The 15,170-nt window shown below is 72.3% G+C and carries 15 protein-coding genes; 5 read left to right on the top strand and 10 right to left on the bottom strand.

Annotated features, from left to right (window positions below):
• Positions 1-18 precede the first annotated feature (18 nt).
• The 5 genes from ACZ6SA_RS48335 to ACZ6SA_RS48315 are packed head-to-tail and all read right to left on the bottom strand — an operon-like array spanning position 19 to position 4,949.
• The gene (locus ACZ6SA_RS48335; RefSeq protein WP_347647672.1) at positions 19-537 is read right to left on the bottom strand and encodes a hypothetical protein; all 519 of its coding nucleotides are present in this window, start codon (positions 535-537) and stop codon (positions 19-21) included.
• Entirely contained in the window at positions 530-1,594 is a 1,065-nt protein-coding gene (locus ACZ6SA_RS48330; RefSeq protein WP_465836154.1) for a hypothetical protein, read from the bottom strand. The genes ACZ6SA_RS48335 and ACZ6SA_RS48330 overlap by 8 nt, the downstream gene beginning before the upstream one ends.
• Entirely contained in the window at positions 1,579-2,646 is a 1,068-nt protein-coding gene (locus ACZ6SA_RS48325) for a polysaccharide deacetylase family protein (protein WP_465836152.1), read from the bottom strand. Before ACZ6SA_RS48325 ends, ACZ6SA_RS48330 begins: the two co-directional genes overlap by 16 nt.
• A gap of 3 nt (positions 2,647-2,649) precedes the next feature.
• Positions 2,650-3,639, bottom strand: coding sequence for a Gfo/Idh/MocA family protein (locus ACZ6SA_RS48320; protein ID WP_347647669.1), 990 nt, complete (start codon positions 3,637-3,639; stop codon positions 2,650-2,652).
• On the bottom strand, positions 3,636-4,949 hold the full coding sequence (locus tag ACZ6SA_RS48315) for an aspartate aminotransferase family protein (RefSeq protein WP_465836150.1): 1,314 nt from the start codon (positions 4,947-4,949) through the stop codon (positions 3,636-3,638). Before ACZ6SA_RS48315 ends, ACZ6SA_RS48320 begins: the two co-directional genes overlap by 4 nt.
• Before the next feature lie 136 nt (positions 4,950-5,085).
• On the opposite strand from ACZ6SA_RS48315, the gene ACZ6SA_RS48310 reads away from it, so the two are divergent.
• Positions 5,086-5,952 carry an inositol monophosphatase family protein gene (locus tag ACZ6SA_RS48310; RefSeq protein WP_347647667.1) on the top strand — a complete coding sequence of 289 codons (867 nt, stop codon included), beginning with the start codon at positions 5,086-5,088 and terminating at the stop codon, positions 5,950-5,952.
• Positions 5,933-6,559, top strand: coding sequence for a helix-turn-helix transcriptional regulator (locus ACZ6SA_RS48305; RefSeq protein ID WP_465836147.1), 627 nt, complete (start codon positions 5,933-5,935; stop codon positions 6,557-6,559). The genes ACZ6SA_RS48310 and ACZ6SA_RS48305 overlap by 20 nt, the downstream gene beginning before the upstream one ends.
• Here ACZ6SA_RS48305 and mftF read toward each other — a convergent pair.
• The 5 genes from mftF to ACZ6SA_RS48280 are packed head-to-tail and all read right to left on the bottom strand — an operon-like array spanning position 6,531 to position 12,195.
• Entirely contained in the window at positions 6,531-7,907 is a 1,377-nt protein-coding gene (mftF, locus tag ACZ6SA_RS48300; protein WP_465836145.1) for a mycofactocin biosynthesis glycosyltransferase MftF, read from the bottom strand. The two genes, ACZ6SA_RS48305 and mftF, sit on opposite strands and share 29 nt — an antisense overlap.
• On the bottom strand, positions 7,904-9,259 hold the full coding sequence (locus ACZ6SA_RS48295; RefSeq protein WP_347647664.1) for a condensation domain-containing protein: 1,356 nt from the start codon (positions 9,257-9,259) through the stop codon (positions 7,904-7,906). Before ACZ6SA_RS48295 ends, mftF begins: the two co-directional genes overlap by 4 nt.
• The gene (locus tag ACZ6SA_RS48290) at positions 9,256-9,825 is read right to left on the bottom strand and encodes a hypothetical protein (RefSeq protein ID WP_347647663.1); all 570 of its coding nucleotides are present in this window, start codon (positions 9,823-9,825) and stop codon (positions 9,256-9,258) included. The genes ACZ6SA_RS48295 and ACZ6SA_RS48290 overlap by 4 nt, the downstream gene beginning before the upstream one ends.
• Positions 9,812-10,858, bottom strand: coding sequence for a hypothetical protein (locus ACZ6SA_RS48285; protein ID WP_347647662.1), 1,047 nt, complete (start codon positions 10,856-10,858; stop codon positions 9,812-9,814). Before ACZ6SA_RS48285 ends, ACZ6SA_RS48290 begins: the two co-directional genes overlap by 14 nt.
• On the bottom strand, positions 10,855-12,195 hold the full coding sequence (locus ACZ6SA_RS48280) for an MATE family efflux transporter (RefSeq protein ID WP_347647661.1): 1,341 nt from the start codon (positions 12,193-12,195) through the stop codon (positions 10,855-10,857). Before ACZ6SA_RS48280 ends, ACZ6SA_RS48285 begins: the two co-directional genes overlap by 4 nt.
• Before the next feature lie 141 nt (positions 12,196-12,336).
• Here ACZ6SA_RS48280 and ACZ6SA_RS48275 point away from each other — a divergent pair, with 141 nt between their 5' ends.
• The 3 genes from ACZ6SA_RS48275 (at position 12,337) to ACZ6SA_RS48265 (ending at position 15,032) form a co-directional block, all read left to right on the top strand.
• Positions 12,337-13,494, top strand: a complete 1,158-nt coding sequence (locus ACZ6SA_RS48275; protein WP_347647660.1) for a Gfo/Idh/MocA family protein — start codon at positions 12,337-12,339, stop codon at positions 13,492-13,494.
• Positions 13,491-14,429: a Gfo/Idh/MocA family protein gene (locus tag ACZ6SA_RS48270; RefSeq protein ID WP_347647659.1), complete on the top strand. Its 939-nt coding sequence runs from the start codon at positions 13,491-13,493 to the stop codon at positions 14,427-14,429. The genes ACZ6SA_RS48275 and ACZ6SA_RS48270 overlap by 4 nt, the downstream gene beginning before the upstream one ends.
• Positions 14,430-14,738: 309 nt before the next feature.
• Complete coding sequence (locus tag ACZ6SA_RS48265) at positions 14,739-15,032, top strand: helix-turn-helix domain-containing protein (protein WP_347647658.1); 294 nt, start codon at positions 14,739-14,741, stop codon at positions 15,030-15,032.
• Positions 15,033-15,170: the final 138 nt, after the last annotated feature.

Raw genomic sequence — 15,170 nt, 5'->3', positions numbered from 1 at the left:
GGCTATGCCTGATCGGCTTCACAGCCCCGCCCGGACGGCCGCGTACCGGACCCGCGTGTAGAGGGTGTTCAGGTCGTCGAGTTCGGCGTGGGGCGAGAGGAAGTGCGAAGGCACCTCGTTCGCCACCCGGGTCGAGGCGGGCACCACCGCGTCGGCGCCCGGGCCGCTCCTGCCCGGATCCGCCCAGCTCTCGGCGGCGTCCAGGGCGGTCAGCAACTCGGTCACGTTCGCGGACGACGGTCGCCTGGCCACGAACACCCCCCGCGACAGGTAGCGCCCGGAGCCGGCGGCGAGCACCGCGAGCAGGGCCCGGTCGGCGAGCGTCTCGCAGGCCAGGGTCGTCACGACCGGCCGGTCGTCCGGCCGCTCGGCGAGCGCCTGCTCGGGCCGGGCGCCGCACAGGGGACAGGTGACGGAACGCAGGCTGACCTGGGGATCGAGCACCCCTGGCGGCGCGGGGATCGAGGGCGGGATGAGCAGCAGCGCCCGTGCCTCCCGCCGGGCCATCCGCTCGGTGATGGTCGCTGCCTCACGCACGGACGAGCTCCTCCAGACGCGGCCGGGCCGCCGCCCGACCGCGTTCGACGGCCTCGACGCCGAGCCCGGCCAGAGCCGCGGACGAACGCTCGTCCAGGCGGGCACGGTCGGCGGCGCCGAGCCCCGAGGCGACCCACGAGGCGATCGCCCGGTGGAGCATCCAGTCCGCGCCGGGGCCCGCGCGTTCACCCGCGTCCGCCCCGAGGATGTACGCGGCTGCCCACAACTCCCGCGCGTACGCGGGGACGTCCCGGCGCGGCAGGGCGGCGAGGATCCGCCGCGGATCCAGGCCGATCAGGGCCGACCAGTCCGCCCAGTACCAGCCGAAGGGATGCTCCACGGGCTCTCCCGCACGAAACAGCCGCAGGAAGCACCGGGAGTCGATGAGCTCGACCGCGAACGTCCCCCGCTCCCGGTCGTCCCACGTGCGCCAGTGTCCGGGGGCGAGGTGCGTGTCGCCCGCGTAGACGGTCGCGTGGAAGGAACCGGGATGTCCGGCCAGGCTGGGCGTGTCCTCATGGTCGAGCAGATGCGGCACCGCGGCGAGCACGGGCAGTCCGCGCTCGGCGCAGAAGAGCGCGACCATCTCGTCGTCGTCGCGGATGTCGTCGCTGATGGGAGCGAGGTACGCGGCCAGCTCCCTGGCGCGCTCGGCCGGGAGCACGAGCCCCTGGGTCGGGATCCACTCCTCCTGCGACAGCGGCGCCCACGCGGAGCCGGCCGCCGCGGCCCGCCTGACGAAGTACGAGTTCTGCGGGCTGTTCCAGTTGGAGTAGAGGGCGACGGCGTGCCGCGGCCGCGCGCGGACGGCATCGGCCAGGTGGGCGGCGAATCCGGCGCTCAGCCGTACGTCGTCCTGCAGGACGAGATGGTGGGTGGCGTCGTCGGGCACGGCCGCCCAGGCGCGCTTTGCCGTACGCAGCGGGCTGGGGGTTCCCGACGGGTCCGGATCCACGATCACCCGCGCGTCGAGCGGGGCACACGAGGCGAGCAGCGAGGTGACCCGGTCGGCCCGGCGCGGATGATGCATGATCGCGACGCTTATGCGGATGTCCATGAAGATCCCACGCGCTCTTTCTGCTCGTCGGCGTCGATCAGGTCCTCGACGGGCACGAATCTGCACCCGCTCACCATGAGGGTCTCCAGGATCAGCGGGAGCGCCTCGATCGTCTGCGAACGGTCGCCGCCGCCGTCGTGCAGGAGCACGACGGATCCGAAGTCCGTGTCGCCGATCACCTGGTGGGCGATCGCCGAAGCGCCGGGCAGCGCCCAGTCCGCGGCCTCGACGTCCCAGAGCACGGTGGTCTGTCCGTGCCGGGCCAGCCACCCGAGCACGTCGGCGTCGCGGCCGCCGAAGGGCGGCCGGAACAACGTCGTGACCTGCCCGGTGATCCCGGCCAGCACCTCGGCCGTCCTGTCCACCTGGGCGAGGACCTCCTGCCTGGTGAGGTCGGGCAGGTAGGGATGTGACCACGTGTGGTTGCCCACGCTGTGGCCTTCCTCCGCGATCCGCGCCACCAGGTGGGGATGGGCCGCGGCGTGCAGCCCGAGGCAGAAGAAGGTGGCGGGAACGCGGTAGTGGCGGAGCAGGTCGAGCACGCGCGGCGTGTGGTCGGGGTGGGGGCCGTCGTCGAAGGTGAGCGCGACCTTCGGGTGCACGCGGCTGCCGTGCGGCAGGCACCGGCCCGAGGCGACCTGCTCGGCCTCGACGAGCGCGGCCGACTCCAGGTCCTCCTCGATCCGCTGGTCGAGCCCGGTGAGCGTGCCCGAGTCGAGGACGATCCTGGTCAGGCGTGACCTGTCGGTACGCCCCAGCTCCGCCAGGACGGCCGCGTCCGGCGAGCCGAACGCCCGCCTCAGCGGTGCGACGTCGCCGTCGGCGCGGTAGACGTCGAGTCCCGCGGCCGTCAGATGACCGTCGACGACCCCGTTGGTGGCGTCGATGACGCACATCAGCGGTTCGCGTCCGGCCAGCCGGAGGAGGCGGGCCACGACGTCCTCCACCCCCACGGTCTCGAGGCGGAGCGGGGGCACGACGTGGGCTCCCGCGTGATCCAGGACGGCCAGCTCGTACGCGTCCTTCTCCCATCCGATGCCCGCGTACCACATCGGTCAGCCCTGCCGGAGCTGGACGGGCTGGCCGTCCCGCCGGGCCGACGTGTACGCCGCCTCGATGACCTCGGCGGTCGAGACGACGTCGTGGAGGGGCTCCGCCCACGACGCGGGTCGCGCCAGCCGGTCGGTGAAGTCGGCGAAGAGGTCAGCGAACCATTCCTCGTGGGTGGAGCTCCGCGTGGGCGACTCCAGCGATCGTTCCTCGTCACCGCCGGGCCCGGTCAGCACGGCGGTGCCGTCCGTGATGGTCACCGAGGAGGCGGGGCCCGCCAGGGTGTAGAGGTTCGTACGCCGGTCGCCGACCCAGCTCAGCTCGATGTCGGCGATGCCCGAGGGGAAGTGCAGCCGCACCTCGATGGCCTCGTCGAGGCCTTCGCTCTGCCAGCGGGCCACGGCGGAGACCTTGGCGGGTCGTTCCCCGAAGAGGCGGGCGGCCATGTAGACGCAGTGCGAGCCGTGGTCCAGCAGGATGCCGCCGCCGGCGATCTCCGGGTCACGCCGCCAGTCAGGCCGGTAGGAGTCGTTGCCCCTGGCGTGGGTCTGCCGCTCGATGCGGAAGCACAACGTCCGCGGTGTCCCGGCGCCGGCCGCGCACTCCTCCAGCAGCCGCATCATCGGCGAGAACAGGTAGTTGTGCGCCGGGTAGAGCAGCCGTCCGGCCCGCCTCGACGCTTCGGTCAGGTCGAGCGCGTCGGCCGCGCGGAAGGCGACGGGCTTCTCGCAGATCACGTGGCTGCCGGATCCTAGCGCGGCCAGGGCCAGGCCGCGGTGGTGACCGGGCGGGGCGCACACGTCCACGACGTCGGGCGCGTGTTCGGCGCTCAGCTCGGAGAGCTCGGCGTACGCGCGGATGCCGGCCTGCCTGGCCGTCTCCTGCCTGGCCGGCGACGGGTCGACGACCGCGACCACGTCCACGCCCGCCAGGCGGCGGTAGGCCGACAGCCGGGCCGCGCCGGCGACGCCGAAGCCCGCGATCGCCACCTTCATCGGGCGCCTCCTGCCAGAGTCGCGCGGATCACGCCGGCGGCTTCCCGGGCGAGGTCGTCGTCGACGTTGAGCGGCGGGTAGAGCCGTAACGTGTTGCCGCCCGTCATGACCAGGACGCCCGCCTCCAGCAGGGCGCGGAACGTCTCGCGTAACACCTGGCCGGACACGGGTTCCTTGGTGGCCTTGTCGGCCACCAGCTCGATGCCGATGGCCAGGCCCAGCCCGCGTACGTCTCCCACCAGCGGCGCCTCGTCGGCCAGCGGGCGCAGCAGTTCCAGCAGCTCGGCCCCGAGCTTGCGCGCGTGTTCCGCGAGGTCCTCCTCGACGAGCACGTCCGTGGTGGCGGCCACCGCCCGGCAGGCCATGGGGAACGCGCCGAAGCTGGAGGAGCTGGCGCTCGGGTCGGAGAAGGGCGCGGCGGACATGTGGTCGGAGGTGGAGATCACCCCGGTGACCGGGTACCCCCCGCCCATTCCCTTACCCACTGTCACGATGTCCGGGGTGACGTCCTCGTGCCGGTAGGCCATCGGCGCTCCCGTACGGCCGAAGCCGGTCATCATCTCGTCGGCGATGAGCAGGGCGTCGAACTCCTCGGCCACCTCCTTGAGCGCCGCGAGGTAGCCGTCGGGCGGGACGACGTTGCCCGACCGGCCCTGCACGGGCTCGACCACGATGGCGGCGAGCGCCCCCGTCGATTCGCGTTTGATGACGTCCCGCGCCAGGTCCACGCACGCGAATCCGCAGGAGGGGCTCTTCAGCTTCAGCGGGCAGCGGTAGCAGTTGGCGTAGGGTGCGCTGAAGTTTCCCGCGGGCAGCGGGCCCAGCCCGGCCCTGGCTCCTGACGTGAGCGCCAGGCTGCCCATCGTCTTGCCGTGGAAGCCGCCCCAGAAGGACAGGAACTCGTGTTTCCCGGTGACCGACTTGGCCAGTCGCAGGGCCGCCTCCACGGCTTCGGTGCCGCCGCTGTAGAGCTGGATGCGGTCGAGGGGCGCGCTGAGCACGCGGCTCAGGGCGTTCACCATGTCGAGTCGGGCGGGCGAGCCGAACGCGCCCGCGGGGGTGCCGGTGAGCTGGGCGGCCAGCGCCGCGACGTATCGGGGGTGGGAGTGTCCGATCGAGTTGACGCCGCCGGCGCCCTGAAAGTCCACGATCTCGTGCCCGTCGGCGTCCGTGAGCATGGCGCCTTCCGCATGCTCGACGCAGAGCTTCGACCACAACATCACGGCTTGCAGACCGGGCCCGATGACCCGCTGCTCCGCGGCCCAGTGAGCGTCCGACCTGCTGCGCTCGGACGTCAGTCCCATTGCCATTTTTCAGGCCCTTCCAGGTGTGTGTGCTCCAGCGTGCCGACCGGTCCGGACGGGACATAAGTGGCGATCGGCCGGGCGAGAGGGCATACCCGAACGAGCCGGTGCCGCGGGCCCCTCACCCGCCTAGGGTGAGGAGATGGATCACGTCGGGCTGGTCGCCCTCGCCGCCGCGGCCGCCGTCGAAGCCGGCTCGCTCCTCGTCACCCGTTACGGCCCCGGCGTCGAGACCCGGGCCAAGAGCGGCCGGCATGACGTGGTGACGGAGGCGGACGGGCAGGCCGAGTCGCTGATCCGCTCCATGTTGTCGGCGTCCTGCCCCGACAGCGTGATCGTCGGTGAGGAGACGGGCTCGAGCGGAGCGGGCGAGGTCGAGTGGTACGTCGATCCCATCGACGGCACGCACAACTTCGCGCGCGGTCTCGGGCTGTACGCGGTGTCGATCGGGGTGTCGGTGCGCGGCGAGCCGGTCGGCGGAGCCGTCTACGAGCCGACGCGCGGCGAGTTGTTCACCGCGGCCGGCGGCGTTCTCCGCATCGACGGCCGTCCGGCGCCCCCGCGCGTCGTGGAGCCCGATCCGCTGCCCGTCGTCCTGACCGACATCCCGACGCCGGGCGTCCGGGACCCCGCAGAGGCCCGGTTGCACGCGGAGCTGGTGGAGACGGCGGACGTGCGCAGGATCGGGTCCTCGGCGCTGGCGCTCGCCTACGTGGCCGCGGGCCGGGCCGACCTGGCCGTGAACGCGGACGTGTTCGTCTGGGACGTGGCCGCCGGGCGGTCACTGGTCAGGGCGGCGGGAGGGGGTTTCGCGGGAGTGCCCGGGGAGCCGGGAACGGGGCGCCGGTCCGGTTTCGTGGCCTGGGGTCCGCTCTTCGCCGCGCACGGGAGGCGCCTGTCGGACCGCCTCGCGGAATTCGCGGAGCTCGCTGTCCGGAACTCGTCAAATGCCTGGCCCTGCCCAACAACGACCGTATTTGATGCGAGTCATGACGCCGACCTTTCCTGAAGGCACAGATACCGCACCGATCAACGTCGCGATTCTCGTCGGCAGCGAGCTGCTTCATCGAGGTCTGGAGACCGTTCTGCGGCAGGTCCCCATGGTGAACCTCACGGTCGACGGCGACGCCTGTGATGTCCTGATCACCACGGAAGCGCTGCCCGGCACGCGCGAAAACGACGTCAAGACCATTCTCCTGCTCGACGAGGCCCAGGTGACCCGCCCCGAGTTCACCCTCTCCTCGCAGTTCGACGGTTACCTCATCCAGGAGGAGATCACGGCGAATCATCTGCGCGACGCCCTGCACCGGGTGGTCGCGGGCGAGCTCGCCATTCCCGACCGGCTGGCCCGGGAGTTGCTCACGCGCGCGTCAGGCCCGCCGTCCACGGCGGACGCGCCACAGCGCCGTCCGCCGGTCAGCCTCACCGCACGGGAAAGCGTGACGCTGTCCCTGCTCGCCGACGGCCTCAGCAACAGGCAGATCGCGCGTCGCCTGTCGATCTCGGAGCACGGCGCGAAAAGGCTGGTGGCCAGCGTGCTGCTGAAGCTGGACTCGCCCAACAGGACCGCGGCGGTCGTCACGGCGATCAAGGCCCGCCTGATCGAGTACGCCTGAGACGCGGCAACAGCGGCCGGAACATCCGCTCGCGCACCATCCCCTTCCACACCCCGACCGCGCCCACGACGTCGTCCAGCACGTGCGCGGCGACGTATCTGACCGGGTCGAGCGGCGGGCGGCGCTCCACCCACTCGGCCAGCGCGGGCAGCACCAGCGCGGCGACGAGCGGGAGGCGCAGCCGGGGGACGGCGATCGCGGCGGGCAGCGCCAGCGGCCACCACACCTGCGCCACCGACGTTCCGGCCAGGCGGCCCGCCGTCAGCGTGTCGGCGGCGGCCAGCGCGGCCGCCCGCGCCGGCTCGCCGGGCAGTTCCCTGGCCAGGCCGGCCGCGTGGACGGCCACGCAGGCGGCCGCCAGGCCCGCGCGGGCCGCCCGGCCAGGGGCGCACACCGCGGCGGCCCAGGCCAGGACGCCCCACGCGGACGCGTCGAGCGCCGGGACGGCGCCGGGGTGCCTGCGCTCCAGCGCCGCCACCGAGGTGCCGTACTCGACGCGGCGGGCCAGCCAGTTGCCCGGCCGGACCCTGTGACGGTGAGCGACCTCGGCGCCGGGCTCGTAGCGGACCTGCCACCCCGAACCGACCAGCCGCCAGACGAAGTCGACGTCCTCCCCCAGCGGGAGCCGCTCGTCGAAACCGGTGCCCGCCGCCGACCGCCGGACCACGAGCGCCGCCGTCGGCACGTACGGCACCGGGCCGTCGGGCCTCACCACCGCGGCGGTGTCACCCATGTCGAGCGCGGAACGGGTGGCCTCGTAACGCGACAACCAGCCGCGTTCCACTCCGTACGACACGATCCGCGGGGCGACCGCCGCCACCTCCCGGTCGGCGAAGTGCGGCAGCAGCCGGTCCAGCCAGCCGGGTTCCAGGACGCAGTCGGAGTCCACGAACGCCACGTAGGGCGTGGTCACAGCGGCCAGCCCGGTGTTCCTGGCGGCGGCCGGGCCGCCTCGCGTGTCCCGGCGCACGTAGGCGGCCCCGGCATCGGAGACGACCTTCGACACGGCCTCGTCGTCCGGAGAACCGTCGTCCACCACGATCACCGCGAGCCCGCGCAGCCCGGCCAGGCACGCGGCCAGCTCCCGCGCGCGCCCGTGCACGGGGACGACGACGGTCACCTCCGCCTCCGCCGGTCCCCCCGCTCCCGGCTCCGGCCGCAGCAGCCCCGCCTCCACCAGCAGGCGGGCGAGTGCGCGATGCGGGCCGGACACCGGCCGCCCGGCCCGCCAGCGGGCGACCTCGCCGGCCTGGGCCCGATCGAGGTGCATCACCCGGCGGGGATGGCCGCCCACCAGGACGCGTCCCTGCCCCAGGACCCGCGTGCCGGGGTCCAGCCGCGGGATCACGCGTACTCTCCGAGCCGAGCCACCTGCACGTCGTGGGAGAGCTGGTCGACCAGCAGCCGTTCGACGCCCCACAGGTACCGTTCGATGGCGTCGGGAGGCATGTACGTGGTGTCGGCGCACAGCGACAGCAGGACCGCGCCGGGATGCCCGGGCATGTCTCCCACCTGCACGAAAACGGTGATGCCGTCCTCGTCGGTGCTGTCCGCCCAGCCGAGCTCGGAGGCGGCCGGGGCGCCGGGGCGGATCACCGGCGCGGAGGGCGTCCTGTAGTCGTTGAAGAAGGAGCGCAGCTCCGGATGCCCGCCCCTCTCCTCGCCGAGGTCGGCGATGACGTCCCAGGCCTTGTCCGGATCGAACCTGCCGTGGCGGTAGGCGCGGATCGACGATTTCCAGGTCGCCCGGATCACGTCGGAGAACGCCGGGCCGGCCACCTCGATCAGCGCCGGGACGTCCTGCGTGAGGGTGCCCACGGCATGCCGCAACTCGGCCGGGATGCGGTTGCCCGCCACGAGCAGCAGGCCCACCTCGTCACGGCCGGTGACCGTGCCGAGCATCGCGGCCGCGGCGGCCAGGGCCACGGTCGAGCTGCCGACCCGGTGACGGGCGGCCAGCGTGTCCAGCGCGGCGGCGGCCACGTACGAGCTCAGGCCCGCCTGCCGGTAGCGGGGCGTCTGAGCGGGCCCGGCCGGCCGCGAGAAGTTGGCGCGCGGGAAGGCGCTCAGCGTGGAGCGGACGTTGGCCAGCGCGGCCGACTCCATCCGCCGCCCGGAGTCGGACTGCTCCGCGGCCGCCACATCGAGCGGCTGGGCGGCCGGCACGGGCTCGGGCAGCGGGCCTCCCTCCGCCCGGCTGCCGAGCATGCGCTCCAGCTCCGCGGCGAGCAGCCGGATGCTCTGCAGATCCGTCGCCATGTGGGTGGCGCACACGACGACCGCGTACGGCACGCCGTCGCGCGCCGCCACGGCCGCGCGGAAGGGCGCGTCGGCGGCGTGGTCGAAATCCTCTTCACGCAGCCGCTCCGCCAGCGCGTCCACCTCGTCCTGGCCTGTTCCCCGCTCGTCCAGGACGCCGACCAGGATCTCGCCGGAGGCGAGCACCCGCTGCGTGAGCCCGCCCTCGTCGGTGAAGACCGTGCGGAGGGACTCGTGCCGCCCGACCAGCTCGGCCGTCAACTCCAGCACGTCGTCCAGGCCGATGCCCTCGGCGACGGTCAGCGGGCAGGCGACGTTGTACGGCGTGCCGCCCGGCATCTGGCGCAGGTCACGCCAGACCTGCCGCTGGCCCCACGTGGCGGGCCCTGTTTCCGCGCGGTTCCCGGTGAAGGGGACCTTGTGCCAGGTCACGTCTTTCATATGCTTTCCTCGGTCATGGTCGTCAGCCGGACTTCCAGATACATGGCGTTGAGCCGCGTCTCGGACTCCGGCGCGTGCGGGCCGGTGAACATCGGCCGGAGGTCGCCGTCCCGCGCCCTGGTCACGGCGGGCAACGTCGCCTCGCCGTCGTCGCCCGCGGCGCCGCGCCCGTCCGCGAGGGCGTCCGCCCAGGTCTCGCTCCGGTCGACGGCCCGCAGGTCCTGAAGGCCCAGCCGCGCCACGGCCCGCGTCCGGTACGCGAGCGGCCCTGTCCCATGCTCGATCGCGACGGCCATGGGCAACACCGCCCGCGGGGTCAGCCATTCGCAACCGAGCACGGCGAGCGTGGGCAGCTCGCTCTCCTCGCCGCTCACGCTCCAGTGGTCGAACGGCGGATCGGCGCCCGCGGCACCGCAGACCGGGCACGGCACCACCCGCATCACCACGTCGGGAGCGGGCGGGCGGATGACACCCGGTGGCTGGTCGGGGGCGATGAGGCGGTTCAGCCGCGCCTCCCTGCGGGCCATCCGCTCCGCCACAGCCCGCAGGTCCTCAGCCGGCGACATCGGCGGTCCTCCTGACCGAGAAGCCTTCCAGGCACGCCTCCGTCAGCGCGGCGCGCTCTTCACGGCCGAGCCGCGACCGGTCGGCGGGCCGCAGGCCGGACTCGACCCACGTGGCCAGGGCCGGCCGGAGCCAGTTCGCGGGACCGAACGCGGGCGTGTCCGCGCCGAGCAGGTATCCCGCCGCCCAGACCTCGGCCCGCACGCCCTGCCCAGGGACCGCGCCCGGATCCATGCCGACGAGCGGCGCCCAGTCGTGCCAGTACCAGCCGTACTCGTGTCCGGCCGGCTCCTCCGTGTGCGGGCGGGTGAAGCGGAGGTAGCAGCGCGAGCCGCGGAGCTCGACCACGTGCTCCCAGGGATCCGCCCGCTCGAACCTGGCCGCCAGCGCGGCGTCCTGCGCCGGATCGCGCGCCCAGTGAGCCGCCGGCGGCGGGGTCCGGCCGGCGAACACGGTCGCGTGATACAGGTCCTCGTGCGCGGTGAGGGATTCGACCTTCCCCTTCTCCACGAGGTGCGGGATGGTGGCCAGCATCGGCGAGCGCCGCTCGCGGCAGAACCGGGCGATCATCTCGTCGTCGTCGATCACCTCGTCGGGAATCGGCGCGAGATAGCGGGCCAGCGCGCGGGCCTGGTCGGCGGGCATCATGAGGGCGACGGCGGGCGCCCAGTCGGTGCGGGAGAGCGGGGCCCACGCGGCGCCCGCCGCCGCGGCCCGGCGTACGAGATAGGAGTTCTGCGGGCTGTTCCAGTCGGAGTAGAGGGCCACCACGTGCCGCGGCCTGGCCGCGACGGCGGCCATGACCTGCGCGGCGAAACCGTCGCAGAGCAGCGCGTCGTCCTGGATGACCAGGTGGTGGGTGGCGCCCTCGGCCACGGCGGCCCACGCGCGTTTGGCCGTGCGCAGCGGGCTGCGGACGCCCGACGGGTCCGGATCGGTCACCACCCGGGCCACCAGCGGCAGGCAGGCTCTGACCAGGGCGTCCACCAGGTGGGCGCGGGCCGGATGATGCATGATGGCGACGCTGACCTTCATCGGTCCCCCTCGGGGAAGCGGCGGCGGACGAATCCGCGCGTGAGCAGGGGCGCGACCAGCACGCCCACGGTGTTCAGGGCGGCGAGCGTCCAGTAGAAGCCCTGGACGCCGACCTCCCGCGCGAGCAGCGCTCCCACGACGACGCCTCCCAGGAAATACGGGATGTTCAGCAGGAGCGCGAGGACCCCGCCACCGATCTGCTCGACGACCACGATGGCGGTGACCGTGATCCCCATGCACCCGTACGTGAGCCCGACGATGCCGAGGAAGAGCTCGGTCTGCGCGGCGACGTCGGGCGTCCCAGCGACCAGCGAGGCCAGCGGAGCGCGAGGCAGCCACACCGCGAGGGCCAGCACCGCGTAGGTCAGCCACGCCAGCCCCATGCCCGCCTTCATGACCGGCAGCACCAGATCGGGCCGGCCGGCTCCGCGCAACCGGTTGATCGTGATCGCCGTCGCGGAGCCGATGGCGGTGGACGGGACCAGGATGAGCGTCTCCAGGGCCACGGCTACCGAGAACCCTGAGACGACGTCGGGACCGAACGGCGCCACCACCCACATCAGGCCGAAGTTGCTCGCCGCGATCACCAGGAACGAGATCGTGATAGGCCCGCCGGCGCCGGCCAGGTGGCCGATCGCCTCCGGCCGCCAGCCGAACGTCCCCCTCGATCGCCATACGTCGGTCCTGGCCAGCGCGACGACGGCGTAGGAGAGCGCGGCGACGGCTCCGGTAGCCATGGCGATCGGCAGCGCGTACATGCCGAGGCCGGTGCCGAACCCGAGGACGGCCACCGTGGCGATCTCCGCACCGGCGCCCAGCAGGACCACACCTGCCGCGCTGCGCGCGTGGCCGTAGCCCCTGAGGCTGGACGAGCACAAGGACACCGGCAACCACAACAGGTTGGCACAGCAGATCCAGCGCACGAAGGACACGAAGTTCGCCGTGGAACCGGGCGGCACGTCGAGCAGCGAGGCGATCCAGGGTGCGCCCGCGATGACGGCGAGAGCGACGACCCCCCACACCGCGCCGCCCACGACGGCCATGCTCGCCGCCGAGGGCGGCACGTCCTGGGGTCGTCCCCGGCCGCGGCTCAACGCGGCGGCGACCTGGTTGCTGATGTCCAGGCCCATCTGCAAGGCGATGAAGAGGAAGGCGAGCGGCATGTAGAGCGACCTGAGGTAGAGCGCCTCCTCGTCCACGCGGCCCATGATGGCCAGGATGATGAGCGGCGTGACGACACCCACGATCTCGCCGTACAGGATCGGAAAAGCCAGGCGGGCGATCTCGAGGCGGCCCGCCCACGGCACGGACTCAGGTGGACGAACGACCTGCGCCACGATTTCCCCTTCCGGGTGAATGCAAAACACGCTGCATTTCGGCAACCATAGCCATGGCGGAGAAGGGCGACCAGCTGACTGAACGGCTATGCCCGTTCAGGGTCCTATTACCGTAATAGGGAACGGGTTAAGGTGCTGGGCATGCAGGAACCAATGGGCATCGCGATAGTGGGATGTGGATATGTCGCCGACTACTATGCGACCACTCTCCCCAACCACCCGCAGCTCAGAGCCGTCGGCGTCCATGACGCCGTTCCGGAGCGGGCCGCGGATTTCAGCCGCCACCACGGCATTCCTGTTTTCGCGTCCATGGCCGACCTGCTGGCCGACGAATCCGTCCGCATCGTGGTCAACCTCACCAATCCGCGAAGCCATGCGGACGTGACCAGGTCTGCTCTCGAGGCGGGCCGGCACGTTTATTCGGAAAAGCCTCTCGCCCTTTCTCTCGCCGAGGCGCGCGAGCTCGTGGAACTGGCCGAGTCCCGCGGCCTGACCCTCGGCGCCGGCCCGTGCACCCTGCTCGGGGAGACGGCGCAGACCTTGTGGCGTGCGCTGCGCGACGGCGTCGTGGGGCGCCCCAGGCTGGTCTACGCCGAACTCGACGACGGGGCCATCCATCAGATGCCGTACTGGACCTGGGTCAGCGAGTCCGGTGCGCCGTGGCCCTACCTGGACGAGTTCCGCGTGGGTCCGGCCCTGGAACACGCGGCGTACTACCTGAACTGGCTGACCGCCTTCTTCGGCCCGGTCACGGAGGTCACGTCGTTCTCGGCGCTGGTGGTCCCCGGCAAGGTGCCCGGCATGACCGGCTGTGACTTCGCGCCCGACTTCACGACCGCGACCCTGCGCTTCGCCTCGGGTGTGATCGCCAGGCTGACCTGCTCCACGCTGGCCCCCGAGGACCGCGCGCTGCGGATCATCGGCGACGACGGCGTGCTGAGCGTCACCGAGTGCTGGGACTACGGTGCCGGTGTCACCCTGCGGGCGGTGGTGCCCGCCGAGCGGCGGGAGACGTGCGATCACTATCTCGAGCCGCCGGTCACCTTCCCCTTGGTCCGGCCGGCCGACTACCCCCACCGCTACCGGGAGCCCGGCGAGGACATGCACGACATGGACTTCGCGCGGGGGGTGGCCGAAGTGGCCGACGCCGTCATCGAGCGCCGCAGGGCCCGCGTGTCAGCCCGCCAGGCCCTGCACGTACTGGAGATCATCCTCGCCATGACGGAGTGCGGCACAACGAAGATCGAGTCCGCGTTCGAGCCCGTGACACCCATGCCTTGGGCGGGGCTTCCGGCATGACGGCGCTCGGCTGGGGAGTGCTGGGGGCGGCCCGCATCGCTCGCTCGGACTTCCTGCCGGCGGTGGCGGCCTCCTCCGTGGCGCGCCTCGCCGCCGTCGGCGCCCGCGATCTCGGCAGGGCCGCGGAGATGGTCGAAGGCCATCCCGGCGCCCGGGCGTACGGCTCCTATGACGAGGTCCTGTCCGACCCGGCCGTCGACGCGATCTACGTGGCGCTGCCCAACTCCCTGCACGCCGAGTGGACCGTGCGCGCGCTGGAGGCCGGCAAGCACGTGCTCTGCGAGAAGCCGATGGCCAGATCGTCGGCCGAGGTGAAGGAGATCGCCGCCGCCGCTGCCGGTCGGGGCCGTCGGGTGGTGATGGAGGGGTTCATGTACCGCTTCCACCCCCAGTACGACGCCCCCGCCTTCACGACGCTCCTCGCCGAAATCGGCGAGATCACCACCGCGCACGCGCACTTCTCCGTTCCGCTCGGAGAGCCGGACGACTTCCGCCTCTCCGCCGAGCTGGGCGGCGGAGCGTTCTGGGACCTCGGTTGCTACTGCGTTCACGCTCTGATGTGGCTGCTCGGTGACGTGGCGGAGGCCCACGGCACGTTCACCGGCCGTCCGGACGTCGCGGGTTCCGCGTCGCTGCGCTTCGCGTCAGGCGCGACGGGCACGGCGTCCTGGGGGTTCACCGGCACGTTCGCCGAACGGCTCCTGCTGGTGGGCACCGCCGGTGTCCTCGATCTGGAGCTGCCCTTCCTGGCGTCCGGAGCGGGCTCCATCCGCCTCGCGACCGCTCACGGCGACCGGACGTGGACCCCCGCGGCGGCCAACCAGTTCCGGACCCAGGTGGAGCACTTCACCGCGGTGGTCAGGGGAGCCGCGGACCTTCGCATCCCCCTCTCGGAGACCCTGCGCTGGGTGACCGTCGCGGAGAACCTGCGCTAGGGAGACGGCCTTCCGCCCAGGCCTGCCGCGCGGACCCGGAGCACGGCCCCGCGCGATCGCGGCGACGCATGCCGTCGGACCGGAGCCGGGCCTCCTGAGCGGTCGTGTTACCGCATACCCGCTTTATACCAGGGGCCGCTAGAAAGATACCTGCGTTATACCGGGGGCTGTTAGAAAGCATTTACTCCAGGTGTTGCGCCCCGTGCGCCCGGGCGATCCAGCGGCGAAGGCCAGTAAGTCCAGCCAGCGACGTGAGCCGTCCGTATGTCTCGGCCCAGCTGTTCGAGGTCTGCATTCGAGAGGAGACACGTGTACGCATTGGTTGAATGGCTCAACGCCTGCATGCGTGGTGGACTGATCAGCAGGAAACAGCAGGAGGTCATCCTGCTGCTCGCCGCCGGATGGACCGATGAGGCCGTCGGCAACAAGCTGGACATCTCCTCGCGCACTGTCCAGCGGCACGTATCCCGCACCATGACCCTCGTGGGCGCGCGAAGCCGCCTCGAGCTCGGCGTTCTGCTGTCCAGCCGCGCGCAGTCATGGGCGATCCGCAGGGCCCGGACGAACCGGCAGTCATTCGCTCTTGAACCGGTGACCGGCTGAGGGGACATACCGGGGCCGCCCGGGTTCCGGGCGGCGGTGACGATCAGCGTTCGACCTCTCCGCGGATGAATTTCTCGACGTAGTCGCGGGCCTGGTCGTCGGAGTACTGCTCGGGTGGTGACTTCATGAAGTAGGAGG

This window comes from Nonomuraea sp. NPDC049378 (assembly GCF_055586745.1).
The sequence above is the reverse complement of the archived record's forward strand: the minus strand, read 5'-3'. Positions and strand labels throughout refer to the sequence as shown.